At 23.7% G+C, this 20,045-nt stretch carries 39 protein-coding genes; 10 read left to right on the forward strand and 29 right to left on the reverse strand.

What is annotated here, in order from left to right:
- Positions 1 to 120: 120 nt before the first annotated feature.
- Positions 121 to 1,833 (forward strand): ribonuclease J, encoded by a 1,713-nt coding sequence (locus ACXUB0_RS02170; RefSeq protein ID WP_458257618.1) that lies wholly within the window; start codon positions 121 to 123, stop codon positions 1,831 to 1,833.
- Positions 1,834 to 1,904: 71 nt separating this feature from the next.
- Here ACXUB0_RS02170 and ACXUB0_RS02175 read toward each other — a convergent pair whose 3' ends face one another.
- Both ACXUB0_RS02175 and ACXUB0_RS02180 read right to left on the reverse strand, forming a co-directional pair.
- Positions 1,905 to 2,753, reverse strand: a complete 849-nt coding sequence (locus ACXUB0_RS02175; RefSeq protein ID WP_458257619.1) for a hypothetical protein — start codon at positions 2,751 to 2,753, stop codon at positions 1,905 to 1,907.
- Between the two features lie 149 nt (positions 2,754 to 2,902).
- On the reverse strand, positions 2,903 to 3,319 hold the full coding sequence (locus ACXUB0_RS02180; RefSeq protein ID WP_458257620.1) for a hypothetical protein: 417 nt from the start codon (positions 3,317 to 3,319) through the stop codon (positions 2,903 to 2,905).
- A 135-nt stretch (positions 3,320 to 3,454) separates the two neighbouring features.
- Between ACXUB0_RS02180 and ACXUB0_RS02185 the strand changes: the two genes are divergently transcribed.
- A protein-coding gene (locus ACXUB0_RS02185; protein WP_458257621.1) for an IS3 family transposase occupies positions 3,455 to 4,575 on the forward strand; the annotation gives its coding sequence in 2 pieces (ribosomal slippage) (positions 3,455 to 3,698 and positions 3,698 to 4,575; 1,122 coding nt in all).
- A 2-nt stretch (positions 4,576 to 4,577) separates the two neighbouring features.
- Here the strand turns inward: ACXUB0_RS02185 and ACXUB0_RS02190 are convergent.
- From ACXUB0_RS02190 to ACXUB0_RS02320, 27 genes are all read right to left on the reverse strand, one after another.
- Positions 4,578 to 4,742, reverse strand: coding sequence for a hypothetical protein (locus ACXUB0_RS02190; protein ID WP_458257622.1), 165 nt, complete (start codon positions 4,740 to 4,742; stop codon positions 4,578 to 4,580).
- Between the two features lie 12 nt (positions 4,743 to 4,754).
- The gene (locus tag ACXUB0_RS02195; protein ID WP_338956747.1) at positions 4,755 to 5,015 is read right to left on the reverse strand and encodes a hypothetical protein; all 261 of its coding nucleotides are present in this window, start codon (positions 5,013 to 5,015) and stop codon (positions 4,755 to 4,757) included.
- Positions 5,016 to 5,050: 35 nt separating this feature from the next.
- Positions 5,051 to 5,251 carry a hypothetical protein gene (locus ACXUB0_RS02200; RefSeq protein ID WP_458257623.1) on the reverse strand — a complete coding sequence of 67 codons (201 nt, stop codon included), beginning with the start codon at positions 5,249 to 5,251 and terminating at the stop codon, positions 5,051 to 5,053.
- Position 5,252: 1 nt separating this feature from the next.
- The gene (locus ACXUB0_RS02205) at positions 5,253 to 5,441 is read right to left on the reverse strand and encodes a hypothetical protein (RefSeq protein WP_458257624.1); all 189 of its coding nucleotides are present in this window, start codon (positions 5,439 to 5,441) and stop codon (positions 5,253 to 5,255) included.
- Between the two features lies 1 nt (position 5,442).
- A complete protein-coding gene (locus ACXUB0_RS02210; protein ID WP_458257625.1) occupies positions 5,443 to 5,763 on the reverse strand; it encodes a hypothetical protein in 321 nt (106 codons plus the stop codon).
- A gap of 242 nt (positions 5,764 to 6,005) precedes the next feature.
- Positions 6,006 to 6,302 carry a hypothetical protein gene (locus ACXUB0_RS02215; protein WP_458257626.1) on the reverse strand — a complete coding sequence of 99 codons (297 nt, stop codon included), beginning with the start codon at positions 6,300 to 6,302 and terminating at the stop codon, positions 6,006 to 6,008.
- 245 nt (positions 6,303 to 6,547) lie between these two features.
- Entirely contained in the window at positions 6,548 to 6,691 is a 144-nt protein-coding gene (locus tag ACXUB0_RS02220; protein ID WP_458257574.1) for a hypothetical protein, read from the reverse strand.
- Positions 6,692 to 6,693: 2 nt separating this feature from the next.
- On the reverse strand, positions 6,694 to 6,816 hold the full coding sequence (locus ACXUB0_RS02225) for a hypothetical protein (protein WP_458257573.1): 123 nt from the start codon (positions 6,814 to 6,816) through the stop codon (positions 6,694 to 6,696).
- The gene (locus ACXUB0_RS02230) at positions 6,806 to 7,009 is read right to left on the reverse strand and encodes a hypothetical protein (protein WP_458257627.1); all 204 of its coding nucleotides are present in this window, start codon (positions 7,007 to 7,009) and stop codon (positions 6,806 to 6,808) included. Before ACXUB0_RS02230 ends, ACXUB0_RS02225 begins: the two co-directional genes overlap by 11 nt.
- Before the next feature lie 60 nt (positions 7,010 to 7,069).
- Positions 7,070 to 7,345, reverse strand: coding sequence for a hypothetical protein (locus tag ACXUB0_RS02235; RefSeq protein WP_458257628.1), 276 nt, complete (start codon positions 7,343 to 7,345; stop codon positions 7,070 to 7,072).
- A 209-nt stretch (positions 7,346 to 7,554) separates the two neighbouring features.
- Positions 7,555 to 8,514, reverse strand: a complete 960-nt coding sequence (locus ACXUB0_RS02240) for a rolling circle replication-associated protein (protein ID WP_458257629.1) — start codon at positions 8,512 to 8,514, stop codon at positions 7,555 to 7,557.
- Positions 8,515 to 8,729: 215 nt separating this feature from the next.
- Entirely contained in the window at positions 8,730 to 9,353 is a 624-nt protein-coding gene (locus ACXUB0_RS02245) for a hypothetical protein (RefSeq protein ID WP_458257630.1), read from the reverse strand.
- Between the two features lie 17 nt (positions 9,354 to 9,370).
- The gene (locus ACXUB0_RS02250; RefSeq protein WP_458257631.1) at positions 9,371 to 9,580 is read right to left on the reverse strand and encodes a hypothetical protein; all 210 of its coding nucleotides are present in this window, start codon (positions 9,578 to 9,580) and stop codon (positions 9,371 to 9,373) included.
- An 11-nt stretch (positions 9,581 to 9,591) separates the two neighbouring features.
- Positions 9,592 to 9,807: a hypothetical protein gene (locus tag ACXUB0_RS02255; RefSeq protein ID WP_458257632.1), complete on the reverse strand. Its 216-nt coding sequence runs from the start codon at positions 9,805 to 9,807 to the stop codon at positions 9,592 to 9,594.
- A complete protein-coding gene (locus tag ACXUB0_RS02260) occupies positions 9,741 to 10,652 on the reverse strand; it encodes a hypothetical protein (protein ID WP_458257633.1) in 912 nt (303 codons plus the stop codon). The genes ACXUB0_RS02255 and ACXUB0_RS02260 overlap by 67 nt, the downstream gene beginning before the upstream one ends.
- Positions 10,653 to 10,654: 2 nt before the next feature.
- Entirely contained in the window at positions 10,655 to 10,846 is a 192-nt protein-coding gene (locus tag ACXUB0_RS02265) for a hypothetical protein (protein ID WP_458257431.1), read from the reverse strand.
- A 465-nt stretch (positions 10,847 to 11,311) separates the two neighbouring features.
- A complete protein-coding gene (locus ACXUB0_RS02270) occupies positions 11,312 to 11,617 on the reverse strand; it encodes a hypothetical protein (protein WP_458257634.1) in 306 nt (101 codons plus the stop codon).
- A gap of 11 nt (positions 11,618 to 11,628) precedes the next feature.
- The gene (locus ACXUB0_RS02275; RefSeq protein WP_342274152.1) at positions 11,629 to 11,793 is read right to left on the reverse strand and encodes a hypothetical protein; all 165 of its coding nucleotides are present in this window, start codon (positions 11,791 to 11,793) and stop codon (positions 11,629 to 11,631) included.
- Between the two features lie 112 nt (positions 11,794 to 11,905).
- Positions 11,906 to 12,112: a hypothetical protein gene (locus tag ACXUB0_RS02280; RefSeq protein ID WP_174480363.1), complete on the reverse strand. Its 207-nt coding sequence runs from the start codon at positions 12,110 to 12,112 to the stop codon at positions 11,906 to 11,908.
- Between the two features lies 1 nt (position 12,113).
- On the reverse strand, positions 12,114 to 12,350 hold the full coding sequence (locus ACXUB0_RS02285; RefSeq protein ID WP_458257635.1) for a hypothetical protein: 237 nt from the start codon (positions 12,348 to 12,350) through the stop codon (positions 12,114 to 12,116).
- Entirely contained in the window at positions 12,350 to 12,475 is a 126-nt protein-coding gene (locus ACXUB0_RS02290) for a hypothetical protein (RefSeq protein WP_458257636.1), read from the reverse strand. The genes ACXUB0_RS02285 and ACXUB0_RS02290 overlap by 1 nt, the downstream gene beginning before the upstream one ends.
- 15 nt (positions 12,476 to 12,490) lie before the next feature.
- Positions 12,491 to 12,910, reverse strand: a complete 420-nt coding sequence (locus ACXUB0_RS02295; RefSeq protein WP_458257637.1) for a hypothetical protein — start codon at positions 12,908 to 12,910, stop codon at positions 12,491 to 12,493.
- A 451-nt stretch (positions 12,911 to 13,361) separates the two neighbouring features.
- Complete coding sequence (locus ACXUB0_RS02300) at positions 13,362 to 13,505, reverse strand: hypothetical protein (RefSeq protein WP_458257638.1); 144 nt, start codon at positions 13,503 to 13,505, stop codon at positions 13,362 to 13,364.
- A 2-nt stretch (positions 13,506 to 13,507) separates the two neighbouring features.
- Positions 13,508 to 13,630, reverse strand: coding sequence for a hypothetical protein (locus tag ACXUB0_RS02305; protein ID WP_458257573.1), 123 nt, complete (start codon positions 13,628 to 13,630; stop codon positions 13,508 to 13,510).
- 247 nt (positions 13,631 to 13,877) lie between these two features.
- The gene (locus ACXUB0_RS02310; protein ID WP_281748222.1) at positions 13,878 to 14,153 is read right to left on the reverse strand and encodes a hypothetical protein; all 276 of its coding nucleotides are present in this window, start codon (positions 14,151 to 14,153) and stop codon (positions 13,878 to 13,880) included.
- Positions 14,154 to 14,706: 553 nt separating this feature from the next.
- Positions 14,707 to 14,919, reverse strand: a complete 213-nt coding sequence (locus tag ACXUB0_RS02315; protein WP_458257639.1) for a hypothetical protein — start codon at positions 14,917 to 14,919, stop codon at positions 14,707 to 14,709.
- 60 nt (positions 14,920 to 14,979) lie between these two features.
- Positions 14,980 to 15,927: a rolling circle replication-associated protein gene (locus tag ACXUB0_RS02320; RefSeq protein ID WP_458257640.1), complete on the reverse strand. Its 948-nt coding sequence runs from the start codon at positions 15,925 to 15,927 to the stop codon at positions 14,980 to 14,982.
- A gap of 230 nt (positions 15,928 to 16,157) precedes the next feature.
- On the opposite strand from ACXUB0_RS02320, the gene ACXUB0_RS02325 reads away from it, so the two are divergent.
- The 8 genes from ACXUB0_RS02325 to ACXUB0_RS02360 all read left to right on the forward strand — a co-directional run bounded on the left by ACXUB0_RS02325 (position 16,158) and on the right by ACXUB0_RS02360 (position 20,032).
- Complete coding sequence (locus tag ACXUB0_RS02325; protein WP_458257641.1) at positions 16,158 to 17,000, forward strand: hypothetical protein; 843 nt, start codon at positions 16,158 to 16,160, stop codon at positions 16,998 to 17,000.
- Complete coding sequence (locus ACXUB0_RS02330; RefSeq protein ID WP_458257642.1) at positions 16,993 to 17,346, forward strand: hypothetical protein; 354 nt, start codon at positions 16,993 to 16,995, stop codon at positions 17,344 to 17,346. Before ACXUB0_RS02325 ends, ACXUB0_RS02330 begins: the two co-directional genes overlap by 8 nt.
- Positions 17,347 to 17,453: 107 nt before the next feature.
- Positions 17,454 to 17,594: a hypothetical protein gene (locus ACXUB0_RS02335; RefSeq protein ID WP_252319951.1), complete on the forward strand. Its 141-nt coding sequence runs from the start codon at positions 17,454 to 17,456 to the stop codon at positions 17,592 to 17,594.
- A gap of 61 nt (positions 17,595 to 17,655) precedes the next feature.
- On the forward strand, positions 17,656 to 17,820 hold the full coding sequence (locus ACXUB0_RS02340; protein WP_458257643.1) for a hypothetical protein: 165 nt from the start codon (positions 17,656 to 17,658) through the stop codon (positions 17,818 to 17,820).
- A gap of 735 nt (positions 17,821 to 18,555) precedes the next feature.
- A complete protein-coding gene (locus ACXUB0_RS02345) occupies positions 18,556 to 18,744 on the forward strand; it encodes a BspA family leucine-rich repeat surface protein (RefSeq protein ID WP_458257644.1) in 189 nt (62 codons plus the stop codon).
- A gap of 745 nt (positions 18,745 to 19,489) precedes the next feature.
- Entirely contained in the window at positions 19,490 to 19,648 is a 159-nt protein-coding gene (locus ACXUB0_RS02350; protein WP_458257467.1) for a hypothetical protein, read from the forward strand.
- Complete coding sequence (locus ACXUB0_RS02355; protein ID WP_458257466.1) at positions 19,638 to 19,820, forward strand: hypothetical protein; 183 nt, start codon at positions 19,638 to 19,640, stop codon at positions 19,818 to 19,820. Before ACXUB0_RS02350 ends, ACXUB0_RS02355 begins: the two co-directional genes overlap by 11 nt.
- 5 nt (positions 19,821 to 19,825) lie before the next feature.
- Positions 19,826 to 20,032 (forward strand): hypothetical protein, encoded by a 207-nt coding sequence (locus ACXUB0_RS02360; protein WP_458257465.1) that lies wholly within the window; start codon positions 19,826 to 19,828, stop codon positions 20,030 to 20,032.
- Positions 20,033 to 20,045 lie beyond the last annotated feature (13 nt).

Raw genomic sequence — 20,045 nt, forward strand, 5'->3', positions numbered from 1 at the left:
TAGTTAAATATAATATACCAAATAAGTAATAAGTAAAAACATGATTAAATTCATTACATTTTTTTATGTTATGTTTTATGTTATTTCCTTATAATTTAAAATGAATGAAGGAGAAAAAATATGAGTGATACACCCACAAAAAATACTATGCCAGTTAAAAAGTTCGTCACGAAAATCTTTGCACTTGGTGGGCTAGAAGAAGTTGGAAAAAATACTTATGTAATTGAACAAGATAATGAAATTATTATTATTGATGCTGGAGTAAAATTTCCTGATGCTTCTATGCCAGGAATTGAAGCAGTAATTCCTGATTATAGTTACCTAAAAGAAAATAAACATAAAATTAAAGGAATATTTATTACTCATGGTCATGAAGATCATATTGGTGGTATACCATACTTATTAAAAGAAATTAGTGATATTCCAGCTATTTATGCTCCTAACTTAGCAGCAGCTTTAATTCGTCATAAAATTAAGGACAAAGGAATAAAATCAAAAATAAAAATAAATATTGTTGATGGTAATAGTAAAATTAAAACTAACAGATTTATTATTAGTTTTTTTGCTGTTAATCATTCAATTCCTGATGCATATGGAATTTGTGTAGAAAATTCAAATGGAACTGTTGTAACAACAGGTGATTATAAATTCGATTGAACACCTTTAGGTCATAAAGCAGATATTGATAAAATGGCACAAATGGGTCAAAAAGGAGTAACATTATTTTTAGCAGATTCAACGAATGCTGAAGTACCCGGTTATACAATGACAGAAATGCTTGTTGTTAAAAGAATTAGTGAAATATTTGCTAAAGCAAAGGGCAGAATTTTAATTTCTACTTTTGCTTCTAATGTACACCGTTTACAACAAATTATTGAAGTTGCAACAAAACATAATAGAAAAGTTATTGTTGTTGGAAGAAGTTTAGAAAGAATAGTTAATGTTATTCGTCAAATGGGACATTTAAAAGTTCGTGATAGTTCATTTATTAAAGCAGAAGAAGCTAAAAAATATGATAATAATCAAATTGTTATTATTTGTACGGGTTCCCAAGGTGAACCAATGGCAGCATTATCAAGAATTGCTAATCGCGAACATCGTCAAATAAAAATTATACCCGGTGATACAGTAATATTCTCTTCATCAGCAATTCCCGGTAACCGTGCTGACGTTGAAAGAGTAGTTAATAAACTAACACGACTTAGTGCGATTGTTGAAGAAAATTCACCATTAAATTGATTGCATACTTCTGGTCATGCTTCACAAGAAGAACAAAAATTAATGTTAAATTTAATTAAACCATCATACTTTATGCCAATGCATGGTGATTATCGAATGTTAAAAGTTCATAAAGAAACAGCTGTATCAATTGGAATCCCTGAAGAAAATATATTTATTTGTGCTAACGGTGATCCAATTATTATGGATAATGGTAAATGTTCTTTAAGCGATAAACGCATTGCTGCTGATCCTATTTATGTTGATGGTGGTAAAGATATGTCTGGAGTAACAACTGCTGCAGTAATCCGTGATAGACAAATTCTTTCTAAAGATGGTTTAATTGCAATTGTTGTTTCTATTGATTCACAAAATAATAAATTATTAGCACCACCAACGTTTATTTCTCGCGGTTCTTTCTATGTTCGTGATGCAGCACCTTTAGTATCTGAAGCAATATTATTACTAACAAAAGCTATTAATGAAGTATTAAAAAGTGAAAGACCTACTTTTGCTACAATAAAAAATGCTATCAAATCAACATTAGCACCTTATATATTTAAAAAGAAAAGAAGAAACCCTTTAATTATTCCTGTTATATTAAATAAAAAATAGTTTTTAAAACTATTTTTTATTTTTTTGATATATTTTATTAAACATAATTAGCATTGAATATGATGTTATTATTAAGGGTTAACTATTAATTCTTCTCCTACAAGAATCATAACTTCACCGATTTTAAATCTAACTGTAATTTTATCATTGGCCATAAAATTACCTGTTGTTTTATCATTTTTTGTTACTAATAATTTTAGTGGTCCTTTATTTAATAATTTTTGGATTCCAAAGATTGTTTTAACATTATCTTTAGAATTATCTAACATTGAAGTCAAATCACTCTTAATTTGAAATTTACTTACTGATTGACCTACTTTAAATTCACTTTGAAAATTACTATTAAAATCTGTTTTTTTAATTGGAAAAATATCATGACCAACTACTCCATTTGGACTTGTTTTTATAACTACTTTATATTTATCAGTTTTTGTAACACCATTTGTAAATATTATATTATATGAACCTTTTACAATGTAAAAATCATTTTTGTCTGTTACTGGATTTAATTCAACATTAATATTTGAAATAATAGTAGTTACACCATTTAATTCTGTTTCATTAAAAATAGCATCTTCTAATTTTGTGCCACTATCAATTTTAATATTTAAGGCATTTTTTAAAAATTGAAAACTTTCTTCATCTTTAGCTTTTTTATCATTTTTAACCAAATTTATTACCTTAATATTAGTTGTATTGATTTTTCAGGTTACTTGTGATTTATCATTTTCATCAATATTAATAGTAGGCATTAATAATCCTTCGCCAGTAGCATTAGTCAATTTTAAACCTTGTGAAACTTTTGCATTTAATAAATTTCCTTCGAAATCTTGATTATCACATGCAATAACTGAGCTTGTGCTAACTGTAGTTAAAGCAACTGCCGACATTAATCTTAATACCGATTTTATAATATTCATATTTTTCTCCTCAATCTTTAAATCTTTTTTTACTATATCTATTATATATAATTTTTGTTATATTACATTAATTATTATTTTATTATGATTTGAGTGTTTACTTAATTAATTGTATAAATTTAATCTGTATAATTAAATGAAAATTACCTTTATATTTGTAAAGTTTTTTTATTATTAATTGTTAAAAAAGTATTATCATCTTCAATTAAATTTATATTATTTTTAAAATAATCAAAAGCATCAATAGCAACTTCATCAACATCATAATAATAATTTATAATGTTAAATCTATTTTTATTAGCATTTTTATCTTTTTTATTTAAAGGTTTAATAAAACAAGATTTTTTTCTTGATAATAAATCAATATTTTTTTCTAAAAATATTCTATCTTCTTCATTTATTTGAACTTTTGATTTAATTGCTAAAGCATTTTCTTTTTTTAGTAACATACAAGCATGATTTCATGCTGAATTCCCCGAACTATCTTTATAATCAATATCAACTGATCATTTTGTTACTAAATAAGTTACTAATTTTTGTCAATCATTTAATACTGCTATATGCAATAATGAATAATTTTCCTCTTCAAATTTTAGACTATTAATAAATTCTTTTTAAAAAAAAGTGGATGGGTTACACTTTATTGGACACTAATTACGTAGACAAGTGAACAAATTAGTGAAAAGAAAGGAAGTATAATTATGGCCAATATTAACTCATATTCAGATGAATTTAAAAAACAAATAGTAGCTTTATATCAAAGCGGTAAGTCAGTGTCTTGTCTTGCTAAAGAGTACAATGTTACAAGAGCAGCTACTTATAATTGAATTAAGCAATTTACTAATTCAGGTAGTTTTAAAACTAAAGATAATCGTTCTGTTGAAGAAAATGAATTAATTAAATTAAGAAAAGAATTAAAACAATTAAGAATGGAAAATGATATTTTAAAGCAAGCAGCACTAATAATAGGCAGAAAGTAGAAATTATTGCTAAAAATAAAGTTAAATATAAAATTCGCACAATGTGTCGTTTTTTGAAAATATCTAAATCAACATATTATTTTAACTTAAAGAAAAAAGAAAATAAAATCAAAAATAATATGTATGATGAATCTGTTATTAGTGCTTTTAAAGAAAATAAAGAAGTTTATGGTACTAGAAGATTAAAAAAAATTTTAGAAAACCAAGAAATTTATTTATCACGCAGAAAAATTAAAGAAATTATGAATAAGCATAATTTAATATCAAAATACACTAAATTATCATTCAAAAATCATCATAATAAAGTCAATAATAGTCAAATAACCAATCTTGTTAATAGAAACTTTAATAATAGGGTTAAAAATGAAGTTATTGTTAGTGATTTAACTTACGTTCAAGTTAATGGTAAATGAAACTATATTTGCCTATTAATAGACCTATTTAACCGCGAAATTATTGGACATAGTGTTGGAGTTAAAAAAGATGCATTACTAGTATATCAAGCATTTATGCAATCAAATCGCTGTTTAAAAGATATCCAAATATTTCATAGTGATCGAGGTAATGAATTTAACAATAAAATTATTAATAATCTTTTATTAGCATTCAATATTACTCGATCTTTAAGCAAAAAAGGTTGTCCTTATGATAATGCTGTTGCTGAAGCAACTTTTAAAACTTTCAAAACAGAATTTATTAATGATAAAAATTTTACATCATTAATCCAATTAAAATTAGAATTATTTGATTATATCAATTGATACAACAACATAAGAATCCACAGCACTTTAAACTACTTAACTCCTATCAAATATCAAGAACAAGTGTCTACCAAAAAATAGTCCTAAAAAGTGTTGCCATTCCAAACTGACATAGAAAACTTTATTAAAAGAATAAAAACAACAAAAGTACCTAAATTAAAACCTAAATCTGCCATTGGCAAATTTCAAAATTTCATAAAAATTTCTCCAAATAATTCTAAAACTTTTGAAATAAAAGCAACACCCATAATAAACTACTCCTATATTATTTTTAATAATTTTAAAATTAATGAAAAAGTAAAAAGTACTAAAATAATTGCTAACAATGGTGCTGGCATTGAAACTATTTGTTGTGAACTATCACCAAAAATGAAACTTTTAATAACCAAAGACAAATTATGTAAACCAGAAAAATCAGTAATATAACTTTGCAAAATATTTTGCACAATATTATTTAAAGAAGGTAAAAGTTTACCTAATAAAGGAAAAACAAAAATTATTGCAAAAAATAATTTAATCATAACCATTACCTCCTAAAAATAAGTTTCTTTTTTTTCTATCTGAACCCCCTAATAATATGTCCAATAAATTCTTTAATAAACACTAATACCATCATAAATATTGGAATTAAAACCGGTCAATTTGTCATTATAGAATCACCAGCAAATACTCAATTAAATACATAACTAAAAGATTCTAATAATTTTTGGCCAATACCTCCAATCATATCAATTAAAGCACTAAGTCCTTTTGGCATACTAATCACCTCCCTCCTCTAATTCTTTTCTTGCTCTTTCTTTACGTTTTTGTTCTTTACAATATCAACAATCGGGTTCAATTACTTCATGTTTTTTATGTTTAAATTTTCAAACTAACTTTTTAATAGAATCTTTAAAAAATCAAAAAGTACCTAACACAGCAATTATCACAACTATTCATTTAACCATTTTAAACACCACCTAACGTATAAGCATAAGAATAATCCCAATTTAAACTTGCTCTATCTAAATTAATCTCCGACATACTATCATAATTTAAATTAACATCAACCATACTGTCATTTGTACTTTGATAATCATTAACACTAGCATTAATTAATCTTGCTCTTTCATCAGTAAATACTTCTTGTAATTCTGTATTATTATGTGTATTTCTTAACGGTAACAATAAAGTATTTATAATCTCACTTGCACCGGCAATAATCGTAGGAATAGCAAAATAATTATTAAAATTATTATTAATACCCATAGCAACACCACTACTAATCAAACAACCACCAGTACCCGTATTCGCTATTTTACGTATAATTTCAAATCTATTAGGTATTAATTCAGTTAAACCACTAATAACATTTGCTATACCAAAACTATTTAAAGATATATAAGTATCTCAGTCTACAAAAGGTTTATTAACTATTGGACTAGGTGTTGGTATTGGGGTAGGAATTGGTGGTGGTGTAGGACAAGGTGGTCAAAAACATGGTTCATCTCTTAATAAAAAAACTGACTTATCTACATAATTAACAAACTTAGCATAATTTTAACTAAACCAATTGTTCCTAATCCTAAAAATATCTTTTTATAACTATTAATAACTTTATTTTTAGTAGTTGGTCTTTGATTAATATTTCATATATCAATTGCCAACTTCTTACTAAATAACAAAGAATTAATAGAACCTAAAATTGGGTCTTTTAAATATTGACCATAATAAGCACTAACTCCTACCATAGCACTTAATGGACTTAATCCAGTTCTTAAAATTTTAGTTAAAGTATAATTACTAGTTTGTTCTAACTCATTAGGCATGTTTACTGTCTCCTCTATTTTTCACTTAATCTTTTTAAAATCTCTTGCAAATGCTTATCTTCCCTAGCATCTCTAAACGCTTTATCAATTAACATATAGTCATATTTAAACTGTTTCCTTTTTTCCATAAATAAAACTCCTTACTTTATATACTAATAAGGAGCATATTTATACTAATTTGTATAACATGGGAGCAAAGTACACAAAAAAGTATATATATGCTCCCTATTTAGTTTTTTTTAATACTATTTTAAACGTTTAATATTATTTTTAAATTTCTCTTCATCTTTACTAAGATAATTAAAAGAATGTAAAAGTAAAGTTTGAAATTTAACTAAATCATTAACAATAATTTCTAATTCTTCAATACGTTTTTCTAAATCTTGCATTTTTATTTACCACCTTGATTTTTTTTATTTTGTTTTCTTATTCGTTCCATTTCATTAGCAACTCTGTAACACATTTCACAACCATATACTCGTTCATAAGTTCAATCACTACACTTATGTCTCATAATTTAACTTACTTTCTTGTTGTCTCATTGATTTATTTAAAACAATATCTAATATACAATTTGGACAATAATATTTTCTAGTATATAAATTTTGCAAAACTCTTTTAGGACAAATAACTTGGTCACAAAGTTTACACATATAAATCGCTAAATGAAATGCTTGTTCAGATGAACAATTATTATTTTTAGCCATAATTTAAAATTAACTCCTAACATATTAATAATTATTTAAAATTACCCTTTTAATAAATAACTATTTTCAATTAAAAAGTTTTTTAATATTACCGCTTAAATCAAGTTCAAGTGAATAAAAATTACCAACTTTTAAATCAACAGCAGATAAACAATTATTAAAATCACTAGCAAATTCCGGATTATATCATTTATCACGTGTTTGACCAGTTGGCACGCTTGTTTGTTTATTTATTTCTACAAACTTCAAAACATCAAACTTCAATGTTTGACCTTTATTATTTTTATCGGGAATAATACGCCCTTTTTCAATATTAACTAACTGTACTTTAAACATAAAAAAAATTAACCTTTCGAGTTCATTAAAAATTAATTTAATAAGTTAAGCATAGTAGGGTAAACCTATACTTATTAATAATATATCATAAAAATATAAAATTTCAACAAAAAATAAAAAATGAACACTAGTAAGAACTCGAATAATTACTAATGTTCATTAACCATTATATATATACAAGTAAAATTATAGAAAAAATTAGTTTTTTTCTAATGTAAAACTTTTTTCTTAAAATCTATTTTTTCAACTTTATTACCAAAAACTTTATCTACCCAAGTTAAAACATCTTTATCTCTTTGAATTAAATAACCTATTTCACTAGTCCGTAAATAATGCTTATGCGATAAAGCACTTAAATATACATATCGTTCGTAATCTTCATACTCTTTAAAATAATCATTTACAACAGTACTTTCAATAATACCACCAATCATAACAGTATCACCATTACTATCTTTTTGAGTTTTAAAATAAAATACATTCGTTGCATTAAAACTTGCTTTAATTATATCTCCAATTGTCAATCTCTTAATACCACGAACTATAATAGGATTTTTACAATTACGACTAAAAGCATATGCTTTTATACCAACATCTTCTTGATTTAAAGATTTAGCATCATCTAGTGATTTTGTAACATATTTACCTAAATATTTAATAACAAACTCATTTGTACCTTTACGAACAACTCTCAAATCAATACCCTTAGCATTTCCAGCATGTGGTCATCAATCACGTATCATATTATAAGGTATCTTTCTATTAAAAATTATATGAAAATGAACCGCACCACGGTCTTGATATTCATAAACATAAAAATGTTTCAATTCACCTAAATATTTAGAACGTTTAGGGTCATTTCATCATTTCTTTAATTTAAGAAAAAATAAACGAATATCTTTTTTTGCTTGTTTAACATCTTGCATATTTTCAGCATAAGTTAAAGTAACAAAACTTAACATATTACTATTATAAAAATTATGTAATGCTTTTTGAATTAAATTAGTTTTAGTACGAACAGTATTATTTCTTAATTTTTGCTTATTACCAACATAACATTTACCTTTCTTATTTCCAATATTATTCAAAAAAGAAATAGGTAAAACTACATTTTTAACATAACAAGCATAAAAAATCTTTTTAACATAAAAATCTTGTTGAATATCCATATATAAAAATTCCGAGTTCTAGGTTTTAAAAACCAATTTTATACATTTTAATAACAAACAAATCTTAACATAAAAAATTATAAAAACAAACAATAAAACAAAAACAATACTTAACAGTAGGGGCTTTGCCCCTCGTTGCTTCGCAACTCACCCCAGCGGGGCTAAACCCCGCGGCCAACCCAACAAAAGGTTCTTTGTTGGTTCCGGTCATTTTTTTAATTTTTATCTCCCTTTTTCTTTAAAATATTATCTAATTTATCTAAACCAGCAGATTTAATGTCATTATAAGTCATATCAATACTACTTGCTTCTTTAAGGTATTTTTTAGGTGATAATTCACTTTTAAGTTCATGCACATAATGTAAAGCCCTAGAATTATACCTTTTTAATCAATGTCTAGGAAAAAATAAAATCATAGTCATTGCTTCACCACTATAACTTGGAGGCATTATACCTTTTTTAAACATTTTCTTTGTTTTACGTCGTGAAAATACTACTTTATTATAATCATCAATATTAGTATATAAATTAATATTAAATACAACAAAAAATAATAAAATACGCATTTTTTTAACTTGAACAACATATTCCACTTTTTCTCTTGCTTGTACTGGTATTCTATTAGGGTGTTGTTCAATCAAATACATTGTACCATTAAACATATGACCTATTAATTTACAAAATTGTCCTAAACTTTCTTGTTGATTTTTAAACTGTACTCCTAAATCATTAGAATTTATTTTTAATGCTAATTCATCTAAAATTATTAAATCTTGTTCCTCAAAAGCATAATTACTTGCTAACTGATTAAAAGTAAAAACATCGTTATAATTAACCAAATAAGAATAACCAGTCTTTAACTTAATAGGGAAAGGACTCTAACTACTCGTTTCTTATGAGTTTGTGCTAAACAACAAGCAAGGGCAGATTTACCAGTACGTGGTGGTGCTGAAATAATATAACTACCAACTCGTTTTAAAATTTTAACATTACGAATAGTTATACAAATTGGATAAATAATTATAATCAAACCTATAACTAATAACACATAACCATATCAAGGCATTATTTCAACTCCTAACCTATAATTAAACTAATTGCTCTAACAAATAATCACAAAGGTATAATATTTTCAATTGCACTAACAATATCAACATTTAAAGCAGTACTAATAGTATCTGAAAAAATATGCCGTAATAAACTATCTGTTGTAAAAAGAAACTGTCTTAATGGTTCAACGGGTAAAACTTTACCAACAACACCATAAAGTACTCATCTAAAAGCATTACGCAATTGACCAAAACATCATATCAACTAACTCGTTCATACTCAGGATTAAAAGCACTATTTGGTGGAACTGGTGTTACTTTCTCACTTGAAAAAATATTAACTTGACCAAATAAAACATCTGGTGAAATAGTTAAATCTGTAGTTCCGTGAATATCAAAAAATACAGTTAAATGTCTTAAATTTGGAACACGCACCGGCATAGATATAAAATTATATAAATCTTGACTAAAAGTAGTATTATCAATTGCACCTTTAAAAACATATTTAGTATCACCAACATAATCTAAAAAACTAAAAGAAAAATCACCAGTAAATGTAGAAAAACCCTCATAACTAAAATAAAACATAAAACCTTGAATATAAAAACTTAAAGGTTTATCAATTTCAAAATTTAATTCAAAACGTAAACTCAAAGGTTTAGCTCAACGATTTACATTATAAATAAGAATTTGATTTTTTTTGCCATATTGAATAAAATTATGATTAAACATAATACGAGAAATGTCATCTAACTGATATCTCTTAAAAGAATAAACACCAGTTCCAGTATTAAGTGTTGTCTTTTTAACACCTACAACATCACTTCGATATTCAACATCCAAATCATTCTCTACACCACCTATAATTTCACCACTTACTAATTTTAAATCCGGTTGGTCAATGTCAAAATAAGCAGAATTTCATGGAATTGTTGCTCAATCATCAAAATTATTATATTTAACATACTTAACCATATCTTTTGTAATATCATAATTAACAACATTAGGGTCATTTGAAACAATTAAACTAGTGGGTACTTGAACAGAAGTATTTACAACAAAAAATAATTTAGCAAACTTAAATCACATAATTATTTACCAAATAAACATTTTAAAATTCACCATGAACCATAAAACAAAACAAATCCAATAAAAAATTGAGTTCCATAAACCACTAAATTTCATAAAATAGTAGTAAAATAATCAACTGGATTACCTATAAACATAGTTCAATAATCAACTATACATTGATGTATTTTATTGTAAATTTCTAAAACACTCATACTTAACACCTACCCAAACAATGACCTAAAAACAAATTTAATAGCACGATAAATAAAATTAAAAAATACACCTAATACCAATCAAAAAGTCAAATTAAACAAAATATAAACTTCATTAGTAATGTTTGGTTGATTTAAAAATATACCAATATCATTACTAGAAAATATAAAAATAAAATGCAATATACTCAAAACAAAATTAGACATAACTATTCACCATATTTAAGCCTTACATAATTAGCACGTCGTTCCATTCTTTCTTTAACTTCTTTTTGTTCCAATTTTCTTAGAACCTGTTTGGAATCTTTTAAACATAATTAAACTAAAAAAGGGAATAATTATTTCTAACCTGACAGTTAATTAACATTTTATTTTCTTTGTCATTTTTTTGTTAAAAAGATTTTATCATTTGACAACTTATCGATTAAAAATTTATTTTTCAACTATAAAATAACATTTATGATATTAATTTAATCAAAAATAAGTTAAAAAAGATCCTAAACAGGTTCTTAAATGATGTTTGGCAATACTTGTACCAACAACATTATTTACATTACTAGCAAAACGACCAATGGTTTTAACATTACGTCCTAATGCTAATGTTGGTAACATTAATTCAGGTAAAATAACCCTAAATGCAAATCTAAGCAAAATCAAAAATATCATCAACGTACCCAAATTAAAACCTAAATCACCAAGTGGAAAACTAAAAAACTTCATAAAAATTGAAGCAAATAATTGCATAACAGTTGTAATAAAAGGTATAAACATAATTTCACATTCTAATGTCTTGTAAATCTAAATAATCCTAAAATTAAATAAAATACAAAACTAACATTTATTAAAGCAAGAATAGGCAAAGGTAAAGTGTATAAACTATCATAAAAAAACGACTTAATAAAAAGTGTCACAGTATGTAATCCAGCGAAAGAACTTAAATACTGCATATAAATAGTTTGTACCAAAGTATTAACAACTGGTAAAAGTCTACCCAATAAAGGTAAAACAAAAACTAAACTAAAAAATAACTTTACTATTTGCTTACTTCCTTTCTAATTACTAATGTGTTCCATGAATAATATGTCCCACAAATTGTTTGATAAACACTAATACCATAAATACAATTGAAATTAACACTGGTCAATTTGTAAGTGTTCCACCATCGCCAGTAGTAAATACTCAACCAAAAATATAAGTAAAAGCATTTAATAATTGTTGGCCAACACCACCAATCATATTTAATAATGCTGATAATCCAGCAGGCATATTAATCACCCCCTTTCTCTAATTCTTTTTGTTGTTTTTCCATTTCTAATTTACGTTTCTTCTTTTCAAAATCTTTACGACAAAAAATACAATCAGGCTCACTATCATTCTCCTTTATATGTTTTCTATGTTTATATTTTTCTATACCCTCACGTAGTATTCAATTTCTACAAAACCAAAGAATTAAACAAAACCCACCAATATATAAAGCATATTTTATAATCTCCTTAAAATCCATTATTTATCAACTCCTAACAACTTATTAAAATTCATATTTTCACTTAATCTCTGTTCAAAATTTCTTTTTGCCTTTTTCTTATGCAACTTTTGTCTTGGCATATTTTTTCATTTATCTTTTTTCATAAATTAATTCACTCCTTATAAAATAAATGTTTTTATCATTTTATTTTGTTCGCTAATTTTTGGCATTTCATTATTAATTTCTAATAATTTATTTTGAAATTCTAATGTTTGTTTTAATTCTTTTATTTGATTGTTTAAATTTTCAAATTTTCTTTCTAATTTTTGTTTTTCATATCTTTTTCTTTCTACTTTTAAATCATTTTTCTTAATCAATTTATTTTCTTTTCTTTTAAAAACCCAATTTGTTATTTTATTTTTAATATTATTTCATGGAATACCAACATAACCTATAACAATACTGATTAAAATAGATAATGGTTTAATTGCAACAATCCCTAAAAGTATAATGCTAGGAACTAATCCTAAAAATATACTAAATGTAATACATCCAGTTAATGCTATAAATTTTAAAATTCATCACATATATATTTTCACTTTAAACACCACCTAGTGTATAAGCATAAGAACCTGTTTGGAATCTTTTTTAACTTATTTTTGATTAAATTAATATCATAAATGTTATTTTATAGTTGAAAAATAAATTTTTAATTGATAAGTTGTCAAATGATAAAATCTTTTTAACAAAAAAATGACAAAGAAAATAAAATGTTAATTAACTGTCAGGTTAGAAATAATTATTCCCTTTTTTAGTTTAATTATGTTTAAAAGATTCCAAACAGGTTCTTACAAATGCTTATCTTCCTTAGCATCTCTAAACGCTTTATCAATTAACATATAGTCATATTTAAACTGTTTCCTTTTTTCCATAAATAAAGCTCCTTACTTATTTAATAAGGAGCTTATTTATGAATTATAATCTAATCCATTGGGGCTTAATGAAAAATATATAATCCATATATAAGCCCCTTATTTAATTTTGTTAATACTACTTCAAACGTTTAATATTAGTTTTAAATTTCTGTTCATCTTTACCAAGATAATTAAAAGAATGTAAAAGTAAAGTTTGAAATTTAACTAAATCATTAACAATAATTTCTAATTCTTCAATACGTTTTTCTAAATCTTGCATTTTTATTTACCACCTTGATTTTTTTTATTTTGTTTTCTTATTCGTTCCATTTCATTAGCAACTCTGTAACACATTTCACAACCATATACTCGTTCATAAGTTCAATCACTACATTTATGTCTCATTTTAACTTACTTTCTTGTTGTCTCATTGCCTTATTTAAAGCAATATCTAATATACAATTTGGACAATAATATTTTCCAGTATATAAATTTTGTAAAACTCTTTTAGGACAAATAACTTGGTCACAAAGTTTACACATATACCTTGCTAAATGAAATGGTTGTCGACATGAACAATTATTACTTTTAGCCATAATTTAATTAACTCCTAACATAAATAATTATTTAAAATTACCCTTTTAATAAATAACTATTTTCAATTAGAAAGTTTTTTAATATTACCGCTTAAATCAAGTTCAAGTGAATAAAAATTACCAACTTTTAAATCAACAGTAGATAAACAATTATTAAAATCACTAGCAAATTCTGGATTATATCATTTATCACGTGTTTGACCAGTTGGCACACTTGTTTGTTTATTTATTTCTACAAACTTCAAAACATCAAACTTCAATGTTTGACCTTTATTATTTTTATCGGGAATAATACGCCCTTTTTCAATATTAACTAACTGTACTTTAAACATAAAAAAATACTTAACCTTTCGCGTTCATTAAAATTTAATTTAATAAGTCAAGCATAGTAGGGTAAACCTATACTTACTAATAATATATCATAAAAATATAAAATTTCAACTAAAAATAAAAAATGAACATTAGTAAGAACGCGAATAATCACTAATGTTCATTAACCATTATATATATATATATATATATATACAAGTATATTATTTAATAATTTAATTTTTTATGATAAAACTTAAAATTTTTAAATTTATTATTTTAAATCATTTTTTAAACAATTCGGACAAATAGCAATCATAATTTTTAACTTGTTTTTTTCAGTTACTAAAAAGAATTTAAAAATTACACTTCAATCAATTATTTTTTTCCTATTATATAATGAATTAGTAAATTCATCTCATTTTTTTGTATCAATAATACTTCTACATTGAGAACATTCATATTTATTTTCGAAATTAAAAATAGATAATAAAATATTTACTTCTCACAAATACGAATTAAAATGTGTTATAAATTCTTTTGACATTTCTTTTACTGAAAGTTGTTTACTACCTATTATTCATTTTTATAATCTCTAAGTAAATTTTTCTCTTCATAAGAAAAAAAATGATATTTATTTCAAATCTTTTCTAATTCTTTATATAATTCTGTTTTAATTGTTCTTTTTCTATTCTCAAATTGAATATATATAGTAATACCTAAAGTTATAATAACAGACATAGTACTAATAATACTAGTACAAATTTCAATTATTGTTTTAGTATCCATTTTTTTCTCCTTTTATATTTTATTATAATTTAAAAAAATAAAAAAATACTAAAAATTAAACTAATGTAAAACTTTTTTCTTAAAATTTATTTCTTCAACTTTACTACCAAAAACTTTATAAACCCAAGTCAAAACATCTCTATCTCTTTGAATTAAATAACCTATTTCACTAGTCCATAAATAATGTTTATACGATAAAGCACTTAAATATACATATTTTTCGTAATCTTCATATTCTTTAAAATAATCATTTACAACAGTACTTTCAATAATAGCACCAATCATCACAGTATCACCATTACTATCTCTTTGAGTTTTAAAATAAAATACATTTGTTGCATTAAAACTTGCTTTAATTATATCTTGGATTGTCATTTTTTTAATTCCACGAACTATAATAGGATTTTTACAATTACGACTAAAAGCATAAGCCTTTACGCCTACATCTGTCTGATTTATAGATTTAACATCATCCATGGCTTTTGTAACATATTTTCCTAAATATTTAATAACAAATTCATTCGTACCTTTTTTAACTACTTTTAAATCATTAAAACCATGATTTCATCATTCTACTAACATACTTTTATATATCTTTCTATTAAAAATTACATGAAAATGAATAGCACCACGAGATTGATATTCATAAACATAAAAATACTTTAATTCTCCTAAATTTTGAAAACGTTTAGGGTCATTTCATCACTTTTTTAATTTAATAAAAAATAAACCAATATCTTTTTTTGCTTTTTTAATATCTTGCATATTATTTTTATAAGTCAAAGTAACAAAACTTAACATTTTACTATTATAAAAATTATGTAATGCTTTTTGAATTAAATTAGTTTTAGTACGAGAAGTATTATTTCTCAATTTTTGTTTATTTCCAACATAACATTTACCTTTTTTATTTCCAACATTACTTAAAAAAGAAATAGGTAAAACAACATTTTTAACATAACAAGCATAAAAAATTTTTTTAACATAAAAATCTTGTTGAATATCCATATATAAAACTTCCGCGTTCTAGGTTTTAAAAAACCAATTTTATACATTTTAATAATAAACAAATCTTAACATAAAAAATTATAAAAACAAATAATAAAAGAAAAACGATACTTAATTTTAAATTTAATCTAACAATTAGTAAATTTTACCAATTAATAAGTGAATTTTTAATTAGTGCTATAATTTAAGTAAGCGATTTTAAAAAATATTTTTTTTGGGGGGAATAAATTTTGGAAGGACAAAAAATTCAATTTAAAAAATTACGACCGCATAATTTTTTGGGAGGGCAATATTTTGTTTTATTATTTTTTTGAATAATATTTATTACATTACTAATTACTGCATTAGTCTTATTTTTAAATGAAAGAACAAGAATTGATAAAGAAAATAATGTTAAAGAACTACTAGAACAAATTGCTAATGCAAAACAAGAAAGTGACAAAATTTCTTTCTATAAAAAATTAATGGATATTTATTATCCATTAATTGATTTTTCATTAATGTCATTTATTTTTACTAAACATGATGATTCACCAATAAGTGACTGAGGAAGCGCATGAACACAACGTTTAAATAGCATTAATACTGCTTATTCATATATCTTTATTACAATTTTAATCGCTTTACTTTTTTATATTATTATCATTATTAAACTTTATCGTCGTCGAGCATTTCAAAGAAAATATGGTTTAACAACTCAATTTGCTAATGATTATCCAATTTATGATATTAAAATGTATCTAGGTTTTACAGTTAATTTAGCTATTGTTTTTAGTTTTTTCAATTTTCTAACAACTATCATTGTATTAATTTATGGTACTATCTTGGTATTAACTTCTTATTTCTTTTGATATATTTTAAAAATTAAAACAGAAATATTAATTATGCATAAATGATGAAAAACACCAAACTTTGCTTTATTTTTATCTGTTATTTTATTTCAAAATGGTTATACTTTATTAAAATCAATATTTGCTCAAAATTTTAATGTTAACTTAGACTTAATTTTATCAATTATTTTACCAATTGGAACAATTACCATTCATTACCTTATTAATCAAAAATATGCTTAATTCACAAGTTACAGCAGTAAAAAATGCTATTAAAACAATTGCTGCTAAAATTAGTGCTTTTCAAATTTTCTATTATACACAAAAAGAAAAATCTTTAGAAGACTACATGTTTGTTAGTCAATTGCCAACACTTGTTCGTATACCATTACAAAATAATAGCATTAACACCAAACAAGCAGTAACGCTAATGGCAACTATTGATGAAACAATAATATTTTTTAAAAAACACTTTCATAAACCAAAAGAATTAAACTATATGCTTTTTCACTTATTTAATAGAATAACTGATATTGAAGAAATTGAAGAAATCAAAAATAATATTCTTAAAATAGAAAAAAATAATTAATCAAAATTTAACAAAAAAGTTTTAAAAATAGTTAATACCATAGAAAATAATAAAATTTGTTATAATTGAGTAGAGTAATTATGATATGAGGAAAGGAAGTTATATATATGTGACCATTTAAAAAAAGGGATAAAACTGGAGAAGCAAAAGATCAAAAAAAATGTGATGGTTGTGGGAAAATGAAAAATTCATCTGAATGTACTAAAGCAGCAGATGGTAAATGTTTGTGTAAAGATTGTGCTAAATAAATATATTAAATAAGTGTGTCATTAACACACTTATTTAATATATTTAGAAAGGAAGGATATAATGAAATGATTCAATAAAAAAAACAAAAAAACTGATGATGAATCTTTAACAAAAACTCTAAAATGTTTTGATTGCGGAATGATGTTTGAACCTTTTGACATTCTTGATACAAAAGAAGGAAAATCTTTATGTAAAAAATGTTTCATTAAAGAAGAAGAAAAATAAATTAATGATGTGTTTAGCAAAACACATTTTTTATTATTTAAAATAAAATAAATAACTATTTTCACAATATTTGGGCGCATTGCAAACTTGGATACGGTTTAATAAGAAATTAAATGAGAGATAAAACTCTCATTTTTAATTGTTGAACAATTATAATTAATTATTTTGATAAATCTGTACTTTATTAAAGTAATTAATTATTACATAACTAAATAAAAATTATTAAAGGCTATAGTGCAGATATAACTAATAGTAATTTTTGTCATGCTCTTTTACAACTTGATATTTTTTGGTTCCCTTCCCCTAGAACCCCTACCCTCCAAGGCTTTGCTACTTACAGTAGCATAAGCCTTACGTATAGTAGTAGTATTAGTTAGTAAGTATATAAGCCTTTTATCACTATAGGTGATAAGGCTTGGATTCGTAATGATTAATGTTAATTTAGATTTGAAAACTAAAATTAGAGAAACATATAAAGATGAAAAAAATAAAGGTGGCATATTATTAGAACCTGTTTAGGATCTTTTTTAACTTATTTTTGATTAAATTAATATCATAAATGTTATTTTATAGTTGAAAAATAAATTTTTAATCGATAAGTTGTCAAATGATAAAATCTTTTTAACAAAAAAATGACAAAGAAAATAAAATGTTAATTAACTGTCAGGTTAGAAATAATTATTCCCTTTTTTAGTTTAATTATGTTTAAAAGATTCCAAACAGGTTCTAAGAAGTATGAGCGGTATGTTTACTGGTTGTTTTTTATTTAATCAAGATTTATCAACTTGAAATGTATCTAGTGTAGAAGATATGGTTGGTACATTTGCCAATACTTTAGCATTTAATAAAGATTTATCAAAATGAAATGTATCCAATGTAAGAACCTGTTTAGGATCTTTTTTAACTTATTTTTGATTAAATTAATATCATAAATGTTATTTTATAGTTGAAAAATAAATTTTTAATCGATAAGTTGTCAAATGATAAAATCTTTTTAACAAAAAAATGACAAAGAAAATAAAATGTTAATTAACTGTCAGGTTAGAAATAATTATTCCCTTTTTTAGTTTAATTATGTTTAAAAGATTCCAAACAGGTTCTTAGAAATTGGTGAATATGAAACATGATTTCCTAAACAATATACTACTATTGATGAAAAAAATAAAAAAATAAAATTAAAAATAATTGAAGATTTTAATTATAAATTAGGTAAAAAATCAATTACAAAAGATATTGAAAGTATTAAAGGTAGTGATATTTTAAAATATATAAAAAATATTTCAGATATTACTACAAATGAAAATGAATTAATAGCTTGTGATGAAAAACTTAATGAACAATATAATGGTTATTATATTTTTACAAATGATAAAAATCAAAAATGTTTTAAATATAACATTACATGAGAACAAGATATGAAAAGTTTTAAAATAAATAATCCATATAAAGATAATGATTTAGCGATTAATTATATTGTTACACCAATGAAAGATATAAATACTCATAATGAAAAAATATTTTATTTAAAGTATTAAAGGAAATTAATATGTTATTAAATGTTGAAAAAATAGAATTAATAAAAAATTTATGTAATGAAAAATTACTAAAAAATCAAAAATATATTGAAATACAAGAAATATTAAAAATTATATAAAGAGAGAATTAATTTATGTTGAATTTAAAAGAAGATAAAAGAATATATTTAAAATATGAAGAAATTGAAAAAATATTTGGTTCATGTGATATATGTAATAAAAATTCATCATTTGCAAATCAAACTTGTAATAAATGTTTTTATAAATTAATTGGTGAAAAAAATGAAATGTAATATTCATAATGAAAAATATATTTGATTTAGTGAATTAGAAAATACATATTATTGTAATAAATGTATTAATGACATGATTGAAAACGATATGTTTTTAACAAGTGATAATTGAGATTATTTATATGAATATTATATTAATGAATTACAATTAGAAAATTTTAAAGGAGTGTAAAAAAAATGAATCAATTAGAATTACAAAATGCAATGAAATTAATAGAAAAATTTGAAGAATTACAAGAAGAATTTAATAGTAAATATGAAAATTGAGAAATTACAATTGATGATGATGGTGATTTAAAAACTTATAATGATTATTTTACATATGAAGATGTAAATAAATTAGAACAAGCAATTATTGATTATAAAAGAGTTTTTAAAGGTTAAAGGAGATGAATAA

The organism is Spiroplasma endosymbiont of Dactylopius coccus, from assembly GCF_977110965.1.